This window comes from Candidatus Binatia bacterium (assembly GCA_029243485.1).
In the GTDB taxonomy this organism is placed as follows: Bacteria; Desulfobacterota; Binatia; order UBA12015; family UBA12015; genus VGTG01.
Genome location: JAQWRY010000001.1, coordinates 174,008 through 190,149, shown reverse-complemented (window position 1 = coordinate 190,149; position 16,142 = coordinate 174,008). Strand labels below are relative to the sequence as shown.

Sequence of the window (16,142 nt, the reverse complement as noted above, 5' to 3'; positions counted from 1 at the left end):
ACGGGGCATGCCGATCGATCTTGGAGCCCTCGTTCGCCCGGAGCACACGGTCGTGCTCCTTCAGGAGTGCCAGGAAGGCGTGATCGGACCGCAGTCCGTCCTGCCGGAGCTCGCGAAGTCGGCGCAGGAGGGACTCCTTCCGAGTGTCGGCAAGCTCACGACCGCCGCACGGGCCGTGGGAGTCCGTGTCGTGCACTGCCTCGCGGTGCCGCGCGAGGACGGGTGGGGGCGGCACCGGAACGCGCCGTTGTTCCTGGCCACGCATCGCTCGGAGAACCGTTTGGCCGAGGGCTCGCCGGGCGTCGAGGTGGCGCAGGGGATCGAAGTCGGGCCCGACGACCTCGTGGTGAAGCGCATGCAGGGGCTCACGCCGTTCGGCTACTCGGAACTCGACCCCACGCTGCGGAACGAAGGCATCCGGACGATCATCGCGTGTGGAGTCTCGCTCAACGTCGCGATTCTCGCACTCACGTTCGAGGCGGTCTCGGCCGGGTACTCCGTCGTGATCCCGCGGGATGCGGTAGCGGGGGTTCCGGCGGAGTACGGCCAGGCCGTTCTGGACAACACGCTACGCGCCGTCGCTACCCTGACGAACACCGATGATCTGGTCTCTGTCTGGGATCGGTAGAGCATCGGTTACGTGCGCCGGCGCGGCCGCCGGCCCCTGATCGACGAAGATCGGTGAGGACCAGGCGCGCTCTTCGCTCTCCGAGAGACAGTCGTCCGTCCACGGCTTGCTGAAGCACGGACTCACTTCCACGCACCTGCCCTTCGCGTCGCGGGTGCAGCCCAGTGGGTCGGCATCGACGACCTGACTCGGCGCCTCGATCGCGCGAACGTAGTACAGGGTGTCGCGACCGGACGAGCGGAACTCATCGTCGGTGAATGTGACCTCGCAGCCGTCGGCTCCGCCGGTGCATGGGAGAACCTTCCACGGATCCTCGATGAGGTCGTCGACGTTCTCGTTCGGACTCGTCTGCGGCTGGATGCGCACGACCTCGATCCGGGTGATTGGGCGGCGCACGTCGGAGGGGTAGTAGCACTCGCCCTGGCAGAGTCGGGCGAGGCGCGCCTCGTTCATCGATTCGCGGGACTCGATCGGGCAGCCCGCCTTCGGCTCGAAAGAGCCTACGGCGCGAGCGCGGAACAGCGGGGTGTCCGTCATCTCGACCGCACTCCCCATCGGCGTCGTCTCGCCGTTCGGGCCGTTCATGAGGTCGAACCACAGAAGGATGCGTGGCCCGCTCGTTCCGTAGATCTCGCGGCGCTGCATCGCGTCCCAGATCGCTTTGCGGTCGCGGCCGTCCGCGTGCACGGCGGCGAGGCCTCCGGTCAGGAAGAATGATGCCCCACGTTCGGTCTCGAAGTTCGCGAACGGCGTGATGATGTTCGATAGCTCGACGCGTTCGGACTTTGGCAGCGGGTCGCGCGTGTCGCGCTGGCCGAGCTGTGTGTCGACGAAGTTGCCGAAGCGCGCCTCGGTGAACTCCTTGCGTGAGAATTCCTTGTAGCCGGTGCCCGGGCGCGCGGAGTGGTTGTCGCTCGCCGCGATGAAGCCGAAGCGGAAGCGGTCGTTCTCCTGGTCGGGGCGTCCAAGCGCCATCATGTACTGCACGGAGCTCTTGGGGCGGTAGTTGAAGGAGGGTTGGAAGCAGTCGCGGCACTGGCCCGCGTCCCCCCAGTCAGAGAGCTTGGTTCCCGGTACCGTCGAGAACCCGCCGTTGAAGGCCGCGTCGATGAAGTTCTGACGTGCCTCCGCCGCCCGCTCGGCGCATTCGCCGGCGGGAATCTTCTCGGCGACGCAGCGCTCCTGGATGATCTGGCCGGCGCGCCAGCACGACGGCATGAAGTTCTTCGCCGGGGCCGGACAGCTCCAGCTGCCGTCGGGCGCCAGGATGGCTTCCCGCAAGGGACGGTACTCCTCGGAATTGCCGTGACCCGAGAAGACTTCCACGACGCTCTGCCACTTGGGGTCGTGCTGGTCCGGGGTGAGCTGCTTGTCCCACGACGAGCCGAGTGGCGTGTAGAAGCCCCACGTCGTCCCATGGGGGATGACCATGGCTTCCTTGTCCCAGTCGTCGAGCTTGGCGAAGAGGTCGGCGGGCGTCGGCGCGATCTCGCGGCAATCCATCGGCATGTCTCGGACGGGGACGCCCTGCGGGCAATCTTGGAGCTCGAGGGTCTCGGCCATGTAGGTCGCGAAGTCGGGACCGCCGGTCTCGGCTTCATAGACGGCGAAGCCGCCGAGGAGGACCGGGTTCGGAGCTATCTCTGCGGCCTCGGGCAGGCCCGGCGGGATGCCGGCACTGATGGGGCGTGAGGGGATCTGGTCGTCGGCGAGGTCGCGCAGGATCACGTTCTTGTGTCCCCAGTGCGTCTCGGGTGTGGTGCCGACCTGCGTCCATTCCCAGCCCAGGTAGGAGACGAGATCGGGGTTCGACCCGTCGCCCGCCACGTTGTTGCACTGCCGGACGGATTCGACTGTCTCTTCCCACCGGCGCGGCGTCAGCGTGACGGCGTGATCGTTGATGGACCAGAAGTCGAGCCCGGCGCAGTGGCGCGCGAAGTCGCAGGCGTCCGCGACCGGATGAGCGCCGTCGCCGCCCGCCATGGGTAGGCTCATCTGAAACGCGTCGAAGGAGAACGTCGTGTGGACGTGCAGATCACCGAACAGGATCTGCTTTGGGTCCTGGACGCCGACGTCGGTCGCGGCCTTCTCGATCGCGTTTTCCCGCTTCTCGACGAGCTCTGCCGGGATGGCCGGAGACTGGGGAGAGCCCGCGTGCCACTGCTCGGTGATCCAGCCTCTTCCGGCTGCGTAGAGAAAGAGGCAGATGACGAGGAGGGTACCGACGAGCCACTTCAGGATGTTCATGCCATTGGTCTAGCCAAAGGGCAGTTGGATTCTCCACTTCAGCCGCTGGTCGTGGCTCCCTTCGCATCCGGGGTGCTCCCGCCCGCGGCGACGGGCGCGTTGGCGTCCGGAGCCTTGACGTCTCGCAGGCGGACCCCGTTCTGGATCTCCGCGAAGGACTCCCCGATGAGCCTTACGAAGGAAGACAGGTCGGGGATCATCTCGTAGTCCGCGTTGAAGCCCCAGCAGACCTTGCCGTCGTAGCTCATGAGAGCGACGCCGAGGCCCATGTTGTCGAGGAGCGGGACGACCGGGAACATCGCTTCGAGCTTCGCGCCCAGCATGTAGAGCGGGAACTGGGGCCCCGGGACGTTGGTCACGATCATGTTGATCGGGCCGGACGCGGCCTGGGCGCCGAGGGAGAGGAGGCTCGACGGGGCCCACTCGGCGGCGGCCATCATCATCTCGACGCCGAGCGCCTGCTTGGAGCGCTTGAGCTCCTGGGTCGTCTCGTGGATTGCCTCGATTCGCCGGATCGGATCCGGTTCGCCGATGGGCAAACGGATGATCCACGATGAGACGTTGTTGCCCATCTTGCCCTTGTCTTCGTCCTTTCGGACGCTGACCGGCGCGGACGTGCGAAAATCGAGTTCAGCCGGGTCGACGCGTCGGCGCAGCAGGTAGTTGCGCACGGCGCCCGAGACGGTGGCGAGGACGATGTCGTTCACCGTGCAGCCGAGTGCGCGGCGGACCGCCTTGATGTCGTTGAGAGGCATCGTCATCCAATCGAAACGACGATGCGGTCCGACGGGTCCGTTGATTGGAGTTTCGGAGGCGCCGCGCATCGCCCAGCCGGCGAGTTCCTGCAGAGCGCGCAGACGGATCCCCACCTCGGTGCGCAGGTCTTCGGTTTCGGTGGCGAACCGGCGCACGCCGCGGATCAGTTCGAGCGGTGCCTTCACGCGGTCGAGCATCTCGTCGCGCAGGAGCTCGTACGTCGAGGGAACGGGACGCGGGATGTACGGAACCGGCTCGTCGACCTGTCGGTCGGGGGTCGGCGACATGAGGATCATGCTGAGGTCGACCCCGGACGCGCCGTCGATCATGCAGTGGTGAATCTTCGTGATGACGGCGAAACGATTGTCCTGCATCCCCTCGACGACCCAGATTTCCCAAAGCGGGCGGCCGCGGTCGAGAGGCTGGGACATGATGCGCTGCGAGAGCCGCGCGAGCTGATCCATCTCACCCGGCCGCGGGAGACTCGTGTGCCGAATGTGGTAGTCGAGGTTGAAGTGCCGGTCGTCGACCCAGACGGCGCGGTTCTCGATCGGAATCCACTTCAGCTTCTGCCGGTAGCGAGGCACGAGATGGAGGATGGCCTCCGTGGCGCGCTTGTACTTCTGGAAGTCGATGCCGCCCTGTCCGGTCGCGAGATCTCCGGCGTCGTAAATCTGGGTCGCGGCGACGTGCATGTGCACGTTGCGCGTCTCGAACGCCAGGAAGCTCTGGTCCTGGGCGGACAACCTTTCATACGCGTATCTCGGCATCGGTAACTCCTGTTGGTCCGGCGTCTTCTCGAATCTGCTCTGAGCCGAGCCGTCGGGGTCAAGCTCTTTAGGTGGCTAGAGGCCTTTTCTCCAGTCGGAGATGGCTTGGCCGATCTCGTCGGGGGAGTCTTCCTGGACGAAGTGAATGCCGTTGACCGTCGTCTCCTGGGTGTTCGGCCAGGAGCGGCAGAAGTCGGCCGCGTCGCCGCGCAGGATGGCGCCGGGCTCCGCGTTGATGAACAGCTTCGGTACGTCGGACGACAGCAGCCACTCGCCATAGCTCCGGACGATCTCGACCACGTCGGCGGGCTCCCCCGCGAGAGGGATCTGCCGCGGCCAAGTGAGGGTGGGGCGGCGATCCTCGCCTCCCCGCGCGAAGGGGCGGCGATACTCGTTCATCTCTTCGTCGGAGAGCTTCCGCAAAATCGAGGTCGGAAGGACCATCTCGATGAAGGCGTTCTGCTCGAGAATCATCTTCTCGCCGGCGTCGGATCGGAATTGCTGGAACGGCGGTGTCGCCGCTTGCGGCCACTGCTCCCAGGTGAGGGGCATCACGATCGCCTCCATAAAGGCGATCCCGGAAACGGCGTCGCGGTGCCGGTTCGCCCAGTCGAAGCCGAGGCTCGACCCCCAGTCGTGAATGACGAGCGTGAGGTTCTCGGTGACGCCCAGCTGCTCGAGGAGCGCGTCGAGGTACTGACGATGCTCGACGAAGCGGTAGGTGCCCGCATCGCTCGGCACGAGCTTCTCGGAGTCGCCCATCCCGATCAGGTCGGGCGCTATCAGCCGGCCCTGACCCTCGAGATGCGGCATGACGTTCCGCCAGAGGTACGACGAGGTCGGATTCCCGTGCAGAAAGACGATCGGATCGCCTTCGCCCTCGTCGATGTAGGCCATCTGCTTGCCGAGGACTTCGGTCTTCTTCTTGACGTACCGGGACTCGGGCGAGATGGGCATTGGACTCATGGATAACGGGCGGTTCGGCGCAGGTAAACATTCCCGCGGATCCGGCCGAAAACAACTTCGATGGTTGTGCTGGGGCGGTGCGTGGGGGGAATGCCGTTATGAGCGGGCTCGTGCTCTTGGTGGAGGACGATCGCGCCATTCGCGTTCTCCCGCAGAGATGGCTCGAGGACTCCGGCTACACGGTGGAGGCCCTCGACACCGGCGAGGATTGCCTGCAGGCGGTGGGGAAATGCCTCCCGGATGCAATCTTGTTGGACGTGAATCTGCCCGGCGTGAGTGGGCTGGACGTGCTGGCGGCGATCAAGGACTCCCAGCACTTCCTCCCGGTCATCATGATGACCTCGGAATCGGCCGTCGAGACGGTAGTGAGCGCCATGCAACTCGGCGCCTACGACTACCTGGTGAAGCCGCTGGACCGCACGAAGCTCGTCACGACCCTGAAGAACGCGGTCGAGAAGCACCGGATGAGCGTGCGACTCGCCCAGCTCGAGAACGGTGCGAATGGCGTAGCGGGGATGGTGGGCTCGTCGCCGGTCATGAAGAGCCTGTTCGCGCGCATTGCGCGCGTGGGTGCGAGCGACGTGACGGTCCTCGTCAACGGCGAGAGCGGCACGGGCAAGGAACTCGCGGCGCGAGCCATCCACGAACAGAGCCGCAGGTCGACCGGACCCTTCGTAGCGCTCAACTGCGCGGCGATCCCGGAGACGCTCCAGGAAGATGAGCTGTTCGGGCACGAGAAGGGCGCCTTCACGGGCGCCGATCAACAGCGCGCCGGCAAGTTTGAGCTCGCGGATCGGGGGACACTGTTTCTCGACGAGATCGGCGAACTCAGCCCGACGGTACAGGCGAAGCTGCTGCGAGCAGTTCAGGAGCGCACGTTCCAGCGAGTCGGCGGGACGCGCGAGATCACGTCGAACTTCCGGCTCCTCGGAGCGACGAACCGTGACTTGAGAGCCGAAGTTGCTGCCGGAAATTTCCGCGAGGATCTCTTCTACCGCATCGCCGTATTCGAGTTGCAGCTGCCGCCTTTGCGGGATCGTAGGGAGGACATCCCGGGGCTCGCCCTCAAGTTTCTGCGGGACTTCGGTTTTGCGAGTGGCGACCGTCGCGTCGGCTTCTCGGGCGAGGCGATGGAAGCGCTGATGGACTACGCGTGGCCCGGCAACGTTCGCGAGCTTCAGAACGCCGTACAGCGCTCCGCGGTCGAGTGCGTCACCGGGACGATCACGCCGGCCGAGTTGTCACCCGAGATTCGCGGCACGAACAGCCTGCTCGAAGAAGCGAACGCGATGGCGAACGGGAATGGCCATTCGCTGCTCACCGCTCAGAGTCCGCTGATGCGTCTCGACGAGCTGGAACGGCTCGCGATCGAGAACGCCCTGAAGCACACGAATGGCAACGTCTCCGCGGTCGTCCGCCATCTCGGCATCGGGCGCACGACGTTGTACCGCAAGCTCAAGAAGTACGGCCTGCAGTAGGCGGGGCCGGCTCCCTTGGCGTGATCGCCTCTGTGGTGATAGCCGACCCCCATGCGCGGTCGAGACCTGCTTCTTCTTGCCGCGCTGGCGTTCTCTCTGCGGGCTTTCGCAATCTGGGCGGTACCGCTGGCTGCCCAGGCCGAACGCATCGAGTGCGCTCCCGACGAGGCCGGCCACTTCTGGGTCGCGAACGAATGGGCGCACGGTCGCGCGCCGACTTGGCCGGAGAGTAGCTGGACGATCAAGGGCTCCTTTCCCCCCACCCAGTATGCGGCGCAGGCGGCGACGGTCGCGCTCACGCGGGTCGGGCTCGACCCGGATTGGCTGTACCGGTTTCCGATTCAGGTCGATGCGGTCCGGGGCTATCCGATGGCGCGATTCGGCAGCGCGTTGCTCGGCGTGGCGACGGTTCTCCTGCTGGCCTGTGCCGCCTGGATCTGGACCGGATCGTCTGCCGCCGGCCGCGCGGTGGGTCTCATGGCCGCCGTATATCCGCAGCTGATCTTCATCGGGTCGTACAGCAACGGCGATGCGATGACCGTCTTCGCGGGCGCGGTGGTGGCGTGGGGGCTGGCGCGCTGGGTGCGGGCGGGAGAGGGCGAACACGGTCTCGCGTGGGTCGGCATCGGCTCTGCGTTGGTTCTCATGGGCAAGCCGACCGGCTTCGGGATCCTTCCGGCTACCGGATTCTGGCTCTTCTGGGCGTGGTGGCGGGGGAGAATCGGTGTGCGGGCGATCTGCGTGGCGACGTTGTCGGGCCTTGTCGTGTGCGGTCCGCTGCTCGCGTGGAACGCATGGCGAAATGGGGGCGACCCGCTGGGTCTGTGGCTGTACGGCGACTACGTCAAAACGGCGTATGAGGCGCGCGCAGGTGATGTGATTCCGAACGCCGAGGGCACTTTCGCGTACCTCTTCCCGGCTTCCGCGTTCGGTGTGTTCCGCAACGTGGACCTTCCACTGCCGATGCCGCTGCTCGCTGCGGCGCTCGTCCTGCTGGTCGTCGGTCTCGTGCGTGCAACGTCGAGCCTGACCGGCGCGGAGCCCGCGACGCGTCGCGGTGCCGCGTGGTTGGCGGCTTCGGTCGTGATCACCGTCTCGTTGGCGGCGTGGAATGCCTGGTTCGTCGACTTCCAACCACAGGGTCGATACGCGCTGCTCTGCGCGATATTGCTGACGGCGGTTGCGGTCTGTGGTCCGCAGGGCGCGAGATTCGAGCGCGGGTGGCTCCGTCTCTACCTGGGTTTCCTCGCAGTCTGCGCGCTCTGGACGGAGTGGATTCTCTACGCCAACCCGTGTGCGTGAGTCCGGACGCTAGGAAGGCTGCTCGCGTTCGAGGAAGTCGGCGAGGCACTGGTAGAGGTGCATGAGGACGCACACCGTTGGCCCGGTGATCGGTTTGGGGCCCGCGGAGACGTGGTAATGTGCACGAGGGTGGTCGGGATCGTGTTGTACGAGACGGTAAGCATCGGGGCGAAAGGCGTCGCTCGCGTCGAGGTACACGACCTCATCCACTTCGGACGGGTCCGGTCGAAGCTCGTACGGCGGATGCAGGACCGCCACTACTGGCGTGATCTCATGGCCGCTATGGCTGTAGTACCGGCCGAGAGTTCCGAGTGGTTCGACGGCTTCGGCAGCGATCCCGATTTCCTCGCGGGTCTCGCGTAGCGCCGTCGCGGTGGGGTTCGGGTCGCTCGGTTCGCGGGTGCCGCCGGGGAAACAGATCTGGCCCGGCGCGGAGATCGAATGCTGCCGGCGCGTCATCAAGAGCTGCGGTTTCGGCGCGTCCGTCAGCGGAATCAGAACCGACGCCGCACGTGCGCTGCGGTAGAGGGACGGCGAGACCGGCTCCTCGTGATGAAAGTTCCGGATCAGCACATCGGATTCGGGGCCGACGGAGGCGAAGTAGCGTCGCACCGTCCCGGCGTCGACCTCGATGGCGGCAGGGGAGAAGAGAGGAAGAGAACTCACGTCTGGCTTCGTACGGGTTGCGGGCCTCGCTGTCGCGTTGCGGCGCCGCCCTCGTTCCGCGGCTTGCGCTCAAGGCTCCAACAGCACCTTGCCCTGATTCTTCCGATCTTGAATGTAGTGGTGCGCGGCGGCTGCCTCGCTGAAGGGAAACGTTTTAGAGATGACGGGCTTCACGACGCCGTCGTTCCAGAGTCCGACGATCGACTCCATCCACGGGCGCAGCCGTTCGACCTCGTGCCACATGCGACCGAGGTTCACGCCGAAGACGCCTTTGTTCGCGTTCATGAGTGCCGGCGGATGGAACTTCAGCCACGGCATCTGCAGAACCGCCTTCAGGAAGCCGAGGCGGTTCGGGTCCTTGCCGGTCGTGCCGGCAGAGACACCGAACATGCCGAGCCGTCCCGTCGGAGAGAGGGAGTCGTAGCTCTGTGCGAAGGACGGGCCTCCGACGGCGTCAAGGGCCAGCTCGACGCCCTTGCCGTTTGTGATCTCTTGTACCCGTTTCGCGAAGTCCTCCGTGCGGTAGTCGATGCAGTGGTCGACGCCGGTGCCACGGATGAAGTCGTGCTTTCCCGCCGAGGCGGTGCCAATCACCGTGGCTCCGATGTTCTTGGCGAGTTGGGTGACAGCAACACCGACGCCGCCCCCGGCGGAGTGGATGAGGACGGTTTCGCCGGCTTTGAGTCCGCCCATCGCCACGACGAGCTGCCAAGCAGTGATGTAGTTGACCGGGATCGCAGCTCCGGTTTTCGCGTCCATCCCATCCGGGCGATCGAAGACCTGCGCGACCGGCGTACAGACGACGTCGCAATAGCCACCGAAGTGCGTGAGGGCGAGGACTTCGCGGCCTTCGAAGCTCCCGTCGACGCCGGACCCCACGGCGTCGACCGTCCCCGCGACCTCGTAGCCGACGACCACGGGCATCGGGGGACAGTCCTGGTAGGTCCCGAGCCGCGCGGCGATGTCGGCGAAGTTGATCCCGGTCGCGGCCACCCGGATGCGGACCTCGCCCGGCGCGGGTGACGGGTCGGGCGCCTCGCGCACTTCGAGCACTTCGGGGGCGCCGGCCTTGGGGATCCAGATCTGTCGCATGAGGCGGTGTCCCCCACCGAGATTACGTCGTCAAGGCGCCCCTGCGTTGCCCGTCGCGAGCGGCCGTGATTCCCTCCGGGGATGGCGGACGGAAGCGGTGCAGGGGCTCCCCTCGCGGGCGTGCGGGTGATCGAGAGTGCGTTGCTCGGTCCCGGCGGCGTCGCGATGCATCTCGCGGACTTGGGCGCGGAGGTGATCAAGGTCGAGCCGCCTGGCGGGGACTACGTGCGAAAGATGGCGTTTCCGATCGTGGACGGAATCTCGATCCTTCATTGGCACCTCAATCGCGGGAAGCAGAGCCTCACGCTAGATCTGCGCAAGCCCGAGGGTGTGGACGTGTATCTCGACCTCGTGCGCGGGGCGGACGCCGTCGTTGAAGGCATGCGCCCCGGTGCGCTGGAGCGTCGCGGCCTCGGCTGGGACCGGCTTCGTGAAACGAATCCGGCGCTCGTCTACTGCGCGATCAGCGGATACGGTCTCACCGGTCCTTACCGCGACATGCCGAGCCACGGGATCGCGTACGACGCGTGGGCGGGCGTCGCACGGCCCGGGACGCGCGAAGACGGCCTGCCGGAGATCCCGGCCTATACGACGATCGGGATCCACGCCGGACCGTTGTTCGCGGCGTTCGGGATCGTCTCTGCAATCCTGCGCGCGCGTGCAACGGGTGAGGGCAGTCGGTTCGAGGTGGCGCAGAGCGATGCGGCTGCGGCTTTCAACTGGAACGGCATCGAGGGCAACAAGGCCTACGAGCGACCCGCGGCCGAAGTCACGGGCAACGACGGAGACGGGCGGGGGCCGCGCCGACCGCTGGGTGAGAACAGCATGAAGGATGCCGTTCGGTATCAGTACTATCCGTCCAAGGACGGTACGGTGCTGTTCATGGCCTCCGAGCGCGAGTTCTGGAAGAACTTCGCGCACGGCGTCGGCAAGCCGGAGCTCTACGCGCGGCGACCGGGTGCGAAGTTCGGCGACCACGCGCGGGGCGACCTCGAGCTTCGACGGGAGCTCGCCGCGATCTTCGAGACTCGCACGACCCGGGAATGGGTCGAGTTTGGGCGCGAGTTCAACACCCCGATTGCGCCGGTGAACGACACCACGTCGATCGCGCAGGATCCGCAATTCCAGCACCGGCTCGGGTTCGATGGCCACGCGGAGCGCGGGACGGATCTCATGCCGACCCCTCTGAAGTTCCCGGACGAGACGCTCCCAGTTCTGGCCAAGGCGGCTGTGGAGCCCGGGCGCGACAACGAGCGGGTTCTGCGCGACGTCCTGGGCTACGACGACGAGAAGGTTGAGGCCCTCGAAAAGGCGGGCGTTCTGGGCACTTTGCGGCCCGTCTCCTAGACATCTGCCACCCCACGGGGCAGACATACGCTCGGGTCACCGGCCGCCGTGGATCACTTCGCTCTCACCGAAACCTGCACGCTCGTGCTGCAAGAAGGAGACCTCACTCGGGTCTCGGTCGATGCCATCGTGAACGCGGCGAACGAGCAGATGCTGGGCGGGGGCGGCGTAGACAGTGCGATCCACCGCGCTGCCGGCCCGGAGCTCCTCGACGCCTGCCGCGAGGCCCCGGAAGCTGGCCCTGGGGTCCGTTGCCCGACCGGCGAGGCCCGGCTTACTCCCGGGTTCGACCTCCCGGCGCGGTACGTCATTCATACCGTCGGGCCCGTGTACGTTTCGGCGGCCACATCGGCGCCGCTTCTACGAAATGCCTATCGGGCGTCGCTCGCGCTGGCGCACGAGAACGGGCTCGAGTCCGTGGCCTTTCCGGCCATCTCTTGCGGGGTGTTCGGTTACCCGCTGGGGGAGGCCGCCCCACTGTCGATCACCACGTGCCGCGAAAGCGTCGGCACGTTGAGCGAGATCCACTTCGTCTTGTTCGGAGAGGCGACCTACCGTGCCTGGTCGGTTGCCGCCAAGGAGATTTGTTGATGCGATTCGTTGCACTCGTCGTGCTGGCTTTGGCTTTGGCCTTGCCGGGCACCGCTACCGCGCTTCCCGATGAGGCGACCCTGCGCGTGTGGGTCGAGGAGATGAAGGGGGCGCCGCGTGGTCCCTTCGAAGGACTACGTTGGTTTTGCGAGGACGGCACGGTGCGGCCGGCCCGCGCCGGATGTAGCGGCCACGGAGGCGGCGTTCAGCACGGCCTTTGGAACTCGAAGGCGAAGCAGCTACGAGACGGCGGCTTCAAGATTGCGAACGTCTTCGCCGAGCTCGACGGTGCCCCGTTCGTCGGCCCGGCACCGGATCTGCGTACCTTGAAGCAGCTTCTGTTGGAGCGCTTCCTGCGTGAGGCAGACGACGGCTGGGTCATGCGCGCGACGCTCACGTATCGCGGAGCCCTCCAGGCCGAGGACGAAGAAGCCGGCGGGGAGCGGATCCTCGCCGCCGTCCTGGCCGACCCGCAGTGGGCGCGCGACGATCGCTGGTATCTTATGCGGGAGACCGTGCGGCTCGTGCCGCGCGAGATCGCGCCCGGGGACGTGACGGCACAGCAGGTCCGGGCCGACGCGATGCGCATCGCGCGCGCGGACTCCGGCTTCAAGAACCTGCGGGTCAAGATTCACGGATCGCCCGACTCGGGCGATGCGGGGCGTGTTCGGGAATACGCGGCCAGCAATGGGCGCGGCTCGCTCCAGGGGAGCTACTCGCAGCTCGCCACCGACATCGACACGCTCTACGCGGCGAACAACGCCGGAAACGCCGTCCGGGCGGCAGCGGCCCGGCTCCCGGGCGGGATGCTGCGGGATCAGTTGATCCAACGCGCGACGGGGCTCGACGGGGCCGACCCTTCCTCGCGCCTCGAGAACGGGGCCGATCTGCTGGGTGTCCTTCGTGAGCGTGCGGGGGAGTGGCGTGGCCCCGCGGCGCGTCGTGCCCTGGTCGAGGCGAGCCTCGCACTCGAAGACGGGGTTTACACGGCCGGCAACGAATTGGCTCTGCAGGCGCCGAATGCCACGCGGCGGCAGCGCCTCGAGTGGCTCTGGTACTTGACCAGTGGCCTCTACGGCTCGGGGCTGATCTCGCCGGGCCAGGCCGTGAGCCTTCGCAACTCGATCGTACGCGTGTCGCGCGGCGGCGCACCCACGATCGACAAGTATCGTGAGGAAGTGAAGTACCTCGGTCGCGGTCCCGAGTGGGCCGGACGAACAGTCGCGTTCAACTTCGGCGAAGCGGTGCAGCACTTCTCGCGGCTCGATACGATCGCCAATCTGTATCCGCAGGACCGGCTTCGCGGCGGTCCGATGCTCTTCTACGGCGTTGTCACCGACTCGCTCACGAACGATGCGAACGCCGGTGCGGGTGTCGAGCACAAGGTGTTCGGGCAGACCGTCGGGTCGGGACTGCGGGCGTTGAATCCGGGGATCGCGCGTGGGGTTCTTCGTGTCCCCGGCGCCGCTGAGGAGGCCGGGGACTTCGATTCGAAGGGGATCTATCTTCTCCCGGAGACGATCGCGGAGCTACCTCCGGTCGGCGGTATTCTGACCGAAGGCGAGGGCAACTCCCTTTCGCACGTGCAGTTGCTCGCGCGAAATCTCGGGATTCCCAATGTCGTCGTCGGCCACGAGATGCTCTCGCGCGTGCGTGCGAAGCAGGGGCAGCGCGTCGTGCTCGCGGTGAGTCCCGGAGGCGTCGTGGAGCTGGCAAACGATGGGCCTCAATGGGACCCGATCTTCGGACAGATGGAGGCGGGCCACACGCTGGTCATCCGACCGGATCTGAACAAGCTCGATCTCAATACGACCGGTGTCGTGCCGATGTCCTCGCTGCGCGCGGCGGATTCGGGGCGCGTGGCCGGCCCGAAGAGCGCCAACCTGGGTGAGCTGCGCAATGCCTTCGGTAAGGCGGTACCGGATGGCGTCGTGATTCCGTTCGGGGAGTTCCGAAAGCTCCTCGATCGGCCGATCGAGACCGGCGGTCCTTCGGTCTGGGATTGGATGAAGAAGCAGTACGAGATGCTCGGCTCGACGTCCGAGGGGCCGGAGAAGAAGCGCGCGACCAAGGCGTTCCTCGCGCGGCTGCGGGCCTGGATCGAGAACGTCGAGTTCTCGTCCGACTTCCAGAGTCGCCTCCGAACCGCACTGCACAAGCACTTCGGGGCGGACGGAACGTACGGCGTCTTCGTGCGAAGCGACACCAACGTCGAGGACCTCGATGGGTTCACGGGTGCGGGCCTCAATCTCACGGTGCCGAATGTCGTCGGCTTCACGAACATTGAGAAGGCGATCAAAGACGTGATGGCATCCCCGTTCACCGACCGTGCGTACGCTTGGCGTCAATCCCACATGACGCAGCCCGAGTACGTATTCCCGGCCGTGCTGATTCAGCTCGGCTTCCCGTCGGAGAAGTCCGGCGTGATGGTGACCACGGACGTGCAGGGCAACCGGGATGGTTGGCTTTCCATCGCGGTCAACGAGGGCGTCGGTGGAGCGGTCGACGGTCAGGCGGCGGAGTCGCTGCTGGTGAACCCGGCGACCGGAGAAACGCGACTGCTCGCGAACGCGACCGCGCCGTATCGGCGGGTTCTGAACCGTTCGGGTGGCGTCACGAAGGTGCCGACGCAGGGAGGCAAGCGCGTCCTGCAGCCGAACGAGATCCAGGCTCTGATCCAGCTCTCGAGGGATGCCCCGCAACGCTTCCCGGCTCTGCGGGGGGATCTCGGAGAGCCGATGCCGGCGGACATCGAGTTCGGGTTCCGCGGCGGGAAACTCGCGGTGCTTCAGATCCGGCCCTTCGTCGAGTCGAAGGGCGCAAAAGAGAGCACCTACCTAAAGGGGCTCGATGCCCGCACGGGCGGGCCGGATCTCGTGGGTACGGTTCCGCTCGACCGGGTCCACTGAGCGGATGAATTCCAAAACGAGAGACAAGGAGTCCGGCATGCGCCGAATCACCCGACGAACCATCTGTGTTTCCGCGGCCGTTGCTTCCGCGACGGCTCTTCTGGCCGGCGGGGTCGGCGCGTATCCCCTAGATGGCTACCCGAACAGCGGCATTACCCGTATCGAAGGCTTCCGCCTCGCCCAGAGGAACTCGGGCGGGAAGGTGCTCCCGCCGGGGGGCGACCTGACTACGGACAAGATCGTCCTGTCGTTGCAGCACAAACCGAATTTCCAGATTCCCGCGCCGGATCCGCAGCTGAATCAGATGCTCCGCGACGAGCTTGGGAGCGACGTGGGCGGCTACGGCGTCGCCCTGCTCGACGTGAGCGATCCCGATCGCCCGCGGTATGCCGAAGTGAACCCGGACGCGATGATGAACGCGGGGAGCGTCGGCAAGGTCCTGCTCGCGCTGGGCATGTTCCAGACACTCGCGGACATCGAGCCGGACATTCGCAAGCGCCGGGACATGCTGAAGGAGACGGTCGTCGTCACTGACGAGTTCATCCGGACCGATTCCCATGAAGTCCCCGTCTTCCATATCGGCGGCAAGAAGGTCCGTCGTCGGCCGATCGCAGAGGGCGAGCAGATGACCCTCTATACGCTCCTCGATCACATGATGTCGCCGAGTTCCAATGCGGCGGCGTCGATGGTGGGACGTGAGGCCGTGCTGATGAAGCACTTCGGCTCGGGGTACCCGAAGTCGCACGAGGCGAGCCGGGCGTACCTGAATTCGGCGGGGAAGGGTCAACTCTCCGGCGAGCTCAAGGCAGTGCTGCAGGAACCTGTCGGCCGCAACGGCCTGAACCGGGGCAAGCTCCGGCAGGGAAGCCTATTCACCCGAGAGGGAAAAAAGCGCCTTCCGGGAACGTCGAGCTACGCGTCCGCGCGCTCCCTGATGGAGTTCCTCGTCGCCATGGAAATGGGCGAGCTCGTCGACCCCTGGTCGAGCAAAGAGATCAAGAAGCTCCTCTACGTGACCGACCGCCGAATCCGCTACGCCTCGTCTCCGGCGCTGCGCAACTCGGCCGTCTACTTCAAGTCCGGCTCACTCTATAAATGCCGCCCGGAGCGCGGTCACGTCTGTGAGAAGTACCACGGCAACGTCTGGAACTTCCTCGCGTCGATCGCCGTCGTCGAGGAGCCCGAACGAAACCCCCCGATGCGCTACATGGTCGTCGTTCTCTCCAACGTCTTGCGCAAGAACGCCGCCGAAGAACACGAACGCCTCGGAACCCGGATCCAGCAAATGATGCAGCAACTCCATCCTCTCCGGACCACACAAGTCGCTCAGTAGACAACGCGTGCGACGAGGCTGACTCCCGCGCCCAACTTTCATCAAGGCCGGGGCCAA

12 protein-coding genes are annotated in these 16,142 nt (G+C 66.1%); 7 read left to right on the top strand and 5 right to left on the bottom strand.

Features of this window, described 5'->3' with window-relative positions; genetic code table 11:
- The first annotated feature begins 7 nt into the window (after window positions 1-7).
- A complete protein-coding gene (locus P8R42_00885) occupies window positions 8-628 on the top strand; it encodes a cysteine hydrolase (protein MDG2303202.1) in 621 nt (206 codons plus the stop codon).
- Here P8R42_00885 and P8R42_00880 read toward each other — a convergent pair.
- The 3 genes from P8R42_00880 to P8R42_00870 form a co-directional block, all read right to left on the bottom strand.
- The gene (locus P8R42_00880) at window positions 569-2,875 is read right to left on the bottom strand and encodes a DUF3604 domain-containing protein (protein MDG2303201.1); all 2,307 of its coding nucleotides are present in this window, start codon (window positions 2,873-2,875) and stop codon (window positions 569-571) included. The two genes, P8R42_00885 and P8R42_00880, sit on opposite strands and share 60 nt — an antisense overlap.
- Window positions 2,876-2,913: 38 nt before the next feature.
- On the bottom strand, window positions 2,914-4,401 hold the full coding sequence (locus P8R42_00875; GenBank protein ID MDG2303200.1) for a wax ester/triacylglycerol synthase family O-acyltransferase: 1,488 nt from the start codon (window positions 4,399-4,401) through the stop codon (window positions 2,914-2,916).
- A 75-nt stretch (window positions 4,402-4,476) separates the two neighbouring features.
- Complete coding sequence (locus P8R42_00870) at window positions 4,477-5,358, bottom strand: haloalkane dehalogenase (protein MDG2303199.1); 882 nt, start codon at window positions 5,356-5,358, stop codon at window positions 4,477-4,479.
- Window positions 5,359-5,465: 107 nt separating this feature from the next.
- Between P8R42_00870 and P8R42_00865 the strand changes: the two genes are divergently transcribed.
- Both P8R42_00865 and P8R42_00860 read left to right on the top strand, forming a co-directional pair.
- Window positions 5,466-6,845, top strand: a complete 1,380-nt coding sequence (locus P8R42_00865; GenBank protein MDG2303198.1) for a sigma-54 dependent transcriptional regulator — start codon at window positions 5,466-5,468, stop codon at window positions 6,843-6,845.
- A gap of 51 nt (window positions 6,846-6,896) precedes the next feature.
- Window positions 6,897-8,147, top strand: a complete 1,251-nt coding sequence (locus tag P8R42_00860; GenBank protein ID MDG2303197.1) for a glycosyltransferase family 39 protein — start codon at window positions 6,897-6,899, stop codon at window positions 8,145-8,147.
- Window positions 8,148-8,156: 9 nt separating this feature from the next.
- On the opposite strand, the gene P8R42_00855 is transcribed toward P8R42_00860, so the two are convergent.
- Window positions 8,157-8,813 (bottom strand): CoA pyrophosphatase, encoded by a 657-nt coding sequence (locus P8R42_00855; GenBank protein ID MDG2303196.1) that lies wholly within the window; start codon window positions 8,811-8,813, stop codon window positions 8,157-8,159.
- Between the two features lie 69 nt (window positions 8,814-8,882).
- Window positions 8,883-9,905 carry a medium chain dehydrogenase/reductase family protein gene (locus P8R42_00850; GenBank protein ID MDG2303195.1) on the bottom strand — a complete coding sequence of 341 codons (1,023 nt, stop codon included), beginning with the start codon at window positions 9,903-9,905 and terminating at the stop codon, window positions 8,883-8,885.
- 81 nt (window positions 9,906-9,986) lie between these two features.
- On the opposite strand from P8R42_00850, the gene P8R42_00845 reads away from it, so the two are divergent.
- Genes P8R42_00845 through P8R42_00830 form a run of 4 tightly spaced genes read left to right on the top strand, consistent with a single transcriptional unit; the run spans window position 9,987 to window position 16,085 of the window.
- Window positions 9,987-11,252, top strand: coding sequence for a CaiB/BaiF CoA-transferase family protein (locus P8R42_00845; GenBank protein MDG2303194.1), 1,266 nt, complete (start codon window positions 9,987-9,989; stop codon window positions 11,250-11,252).
- A gap of 48 nt (window positions 11,253-11,300) precedes the next feature.
- Complete coding sequence (locus P8R42_00840; GenBank protein ID MDG2303193.1) at window positions 11,301-11,843, top strand: O-acetyl-ADP-ribose deacetylase; 543 nt, start codon at window positions 11,301-11,303, stop codon at window positions 11,841-11,843.
- Window positions 11,843-14,752 (top strand): PEP/pyruvate-binding domain-containing protein, encoded by a 2,910-nt coding sequence (locus tag P8R42_00835; protein MDG2303192.1) that lies wholly within the window; start codon window positions 11,843-11,845, stop codon window positions 14,750-14,752. The genes P8R42_00840 and P8R42_00835 overlap by 1 nt, the downstream gene beginning before the upstream one ends.
- A gap of 37 nt (window positions 14,753-14,789) precedes the next feature.
- Window positions 14,790-16,085, top strand: coding sequence for a serine hydrolase (locus P8R42_00830; protein ID MDG2303191.1), 1,296 nt, complete (start codon window positions 14,790-14,792; stop codon window positions 16,083-16,085).
- Window positions 16,086-16,142 lie beyond the last annotated feature (57 nt).

Bases quoted from the DNA above. Each gene is read 5' to 3' on its own strand.
- P8R42_00885 (MDG2303202.1), top strand. From the start codon at position 8: ATGCCGATCGATCTTGGAGCCCTCGTTCGCCCGGAGCACACGGTCGTG.
- P8R42_00880 (MDG2303201.1), bottom strand. From the start codon at position 2,875: ATGAACATCCTGAAGTGGCTCGTCGGTACCCTCCTCGTCATCTGCCTC.
- P8R42_00875 (MDG2303200.1), bottom strand. From the start codon at position 4,401: ATGCCGAGATACGCGTATGAAAGGTTGTCCGCCCAGGACCAGAGCTTC.
- P8R42_00870 (MDG2303199.1), bottom strand. From the start codon at position 5,358: ATGCCCATCTCGCCCGAGTCCCGGTACGTCAAGAAGAAGACCGAAGTC.
- P8R42_00865 (MDG2303198.1), top strand. From the start codon at position 5,466: ATGAGCGGGCTCGTGCTCTTGGTGGAGGACGATCGCGCCATTCGCGTT.
- P8R42_00860 (MDG2303197.1), top strand. From the start codon at position 6,897: ATGCGCGGTCGAGACCTGCTTCTTCTTGCCGCGCTGGCGTTCTCTCTG.
- P8R42_00850 (MDG2303195.1), bottom strand. From the start codon at position 9,905: ATGCGACAGATCTGGATCCCCAAGGCCGGCGCCCCCGAAGTGCTCGAA.
- P8R42_00845 (MDG2303194.1), top strand. From the start codon at position 9,987: ATGGCGGACGGAAGCGGTGCAGGGGCTCCCCTCGCGGGCGTGCGGGTG.
- P8R42_00835 (MDG2303192.1), top strand. From the start codon at position 11,843: ATGCGATTCGTTGCACTCGTCGTGCTGGCTTTGGCTTTGGCCTTGCCG.
- P8R42_00830 (MDG2303191.1), top strand. From the start codon at position 14,790: ATGCGCCGAATCACCCGACGAACCATCTGTGTTTCCGCGGCCGTTGCT.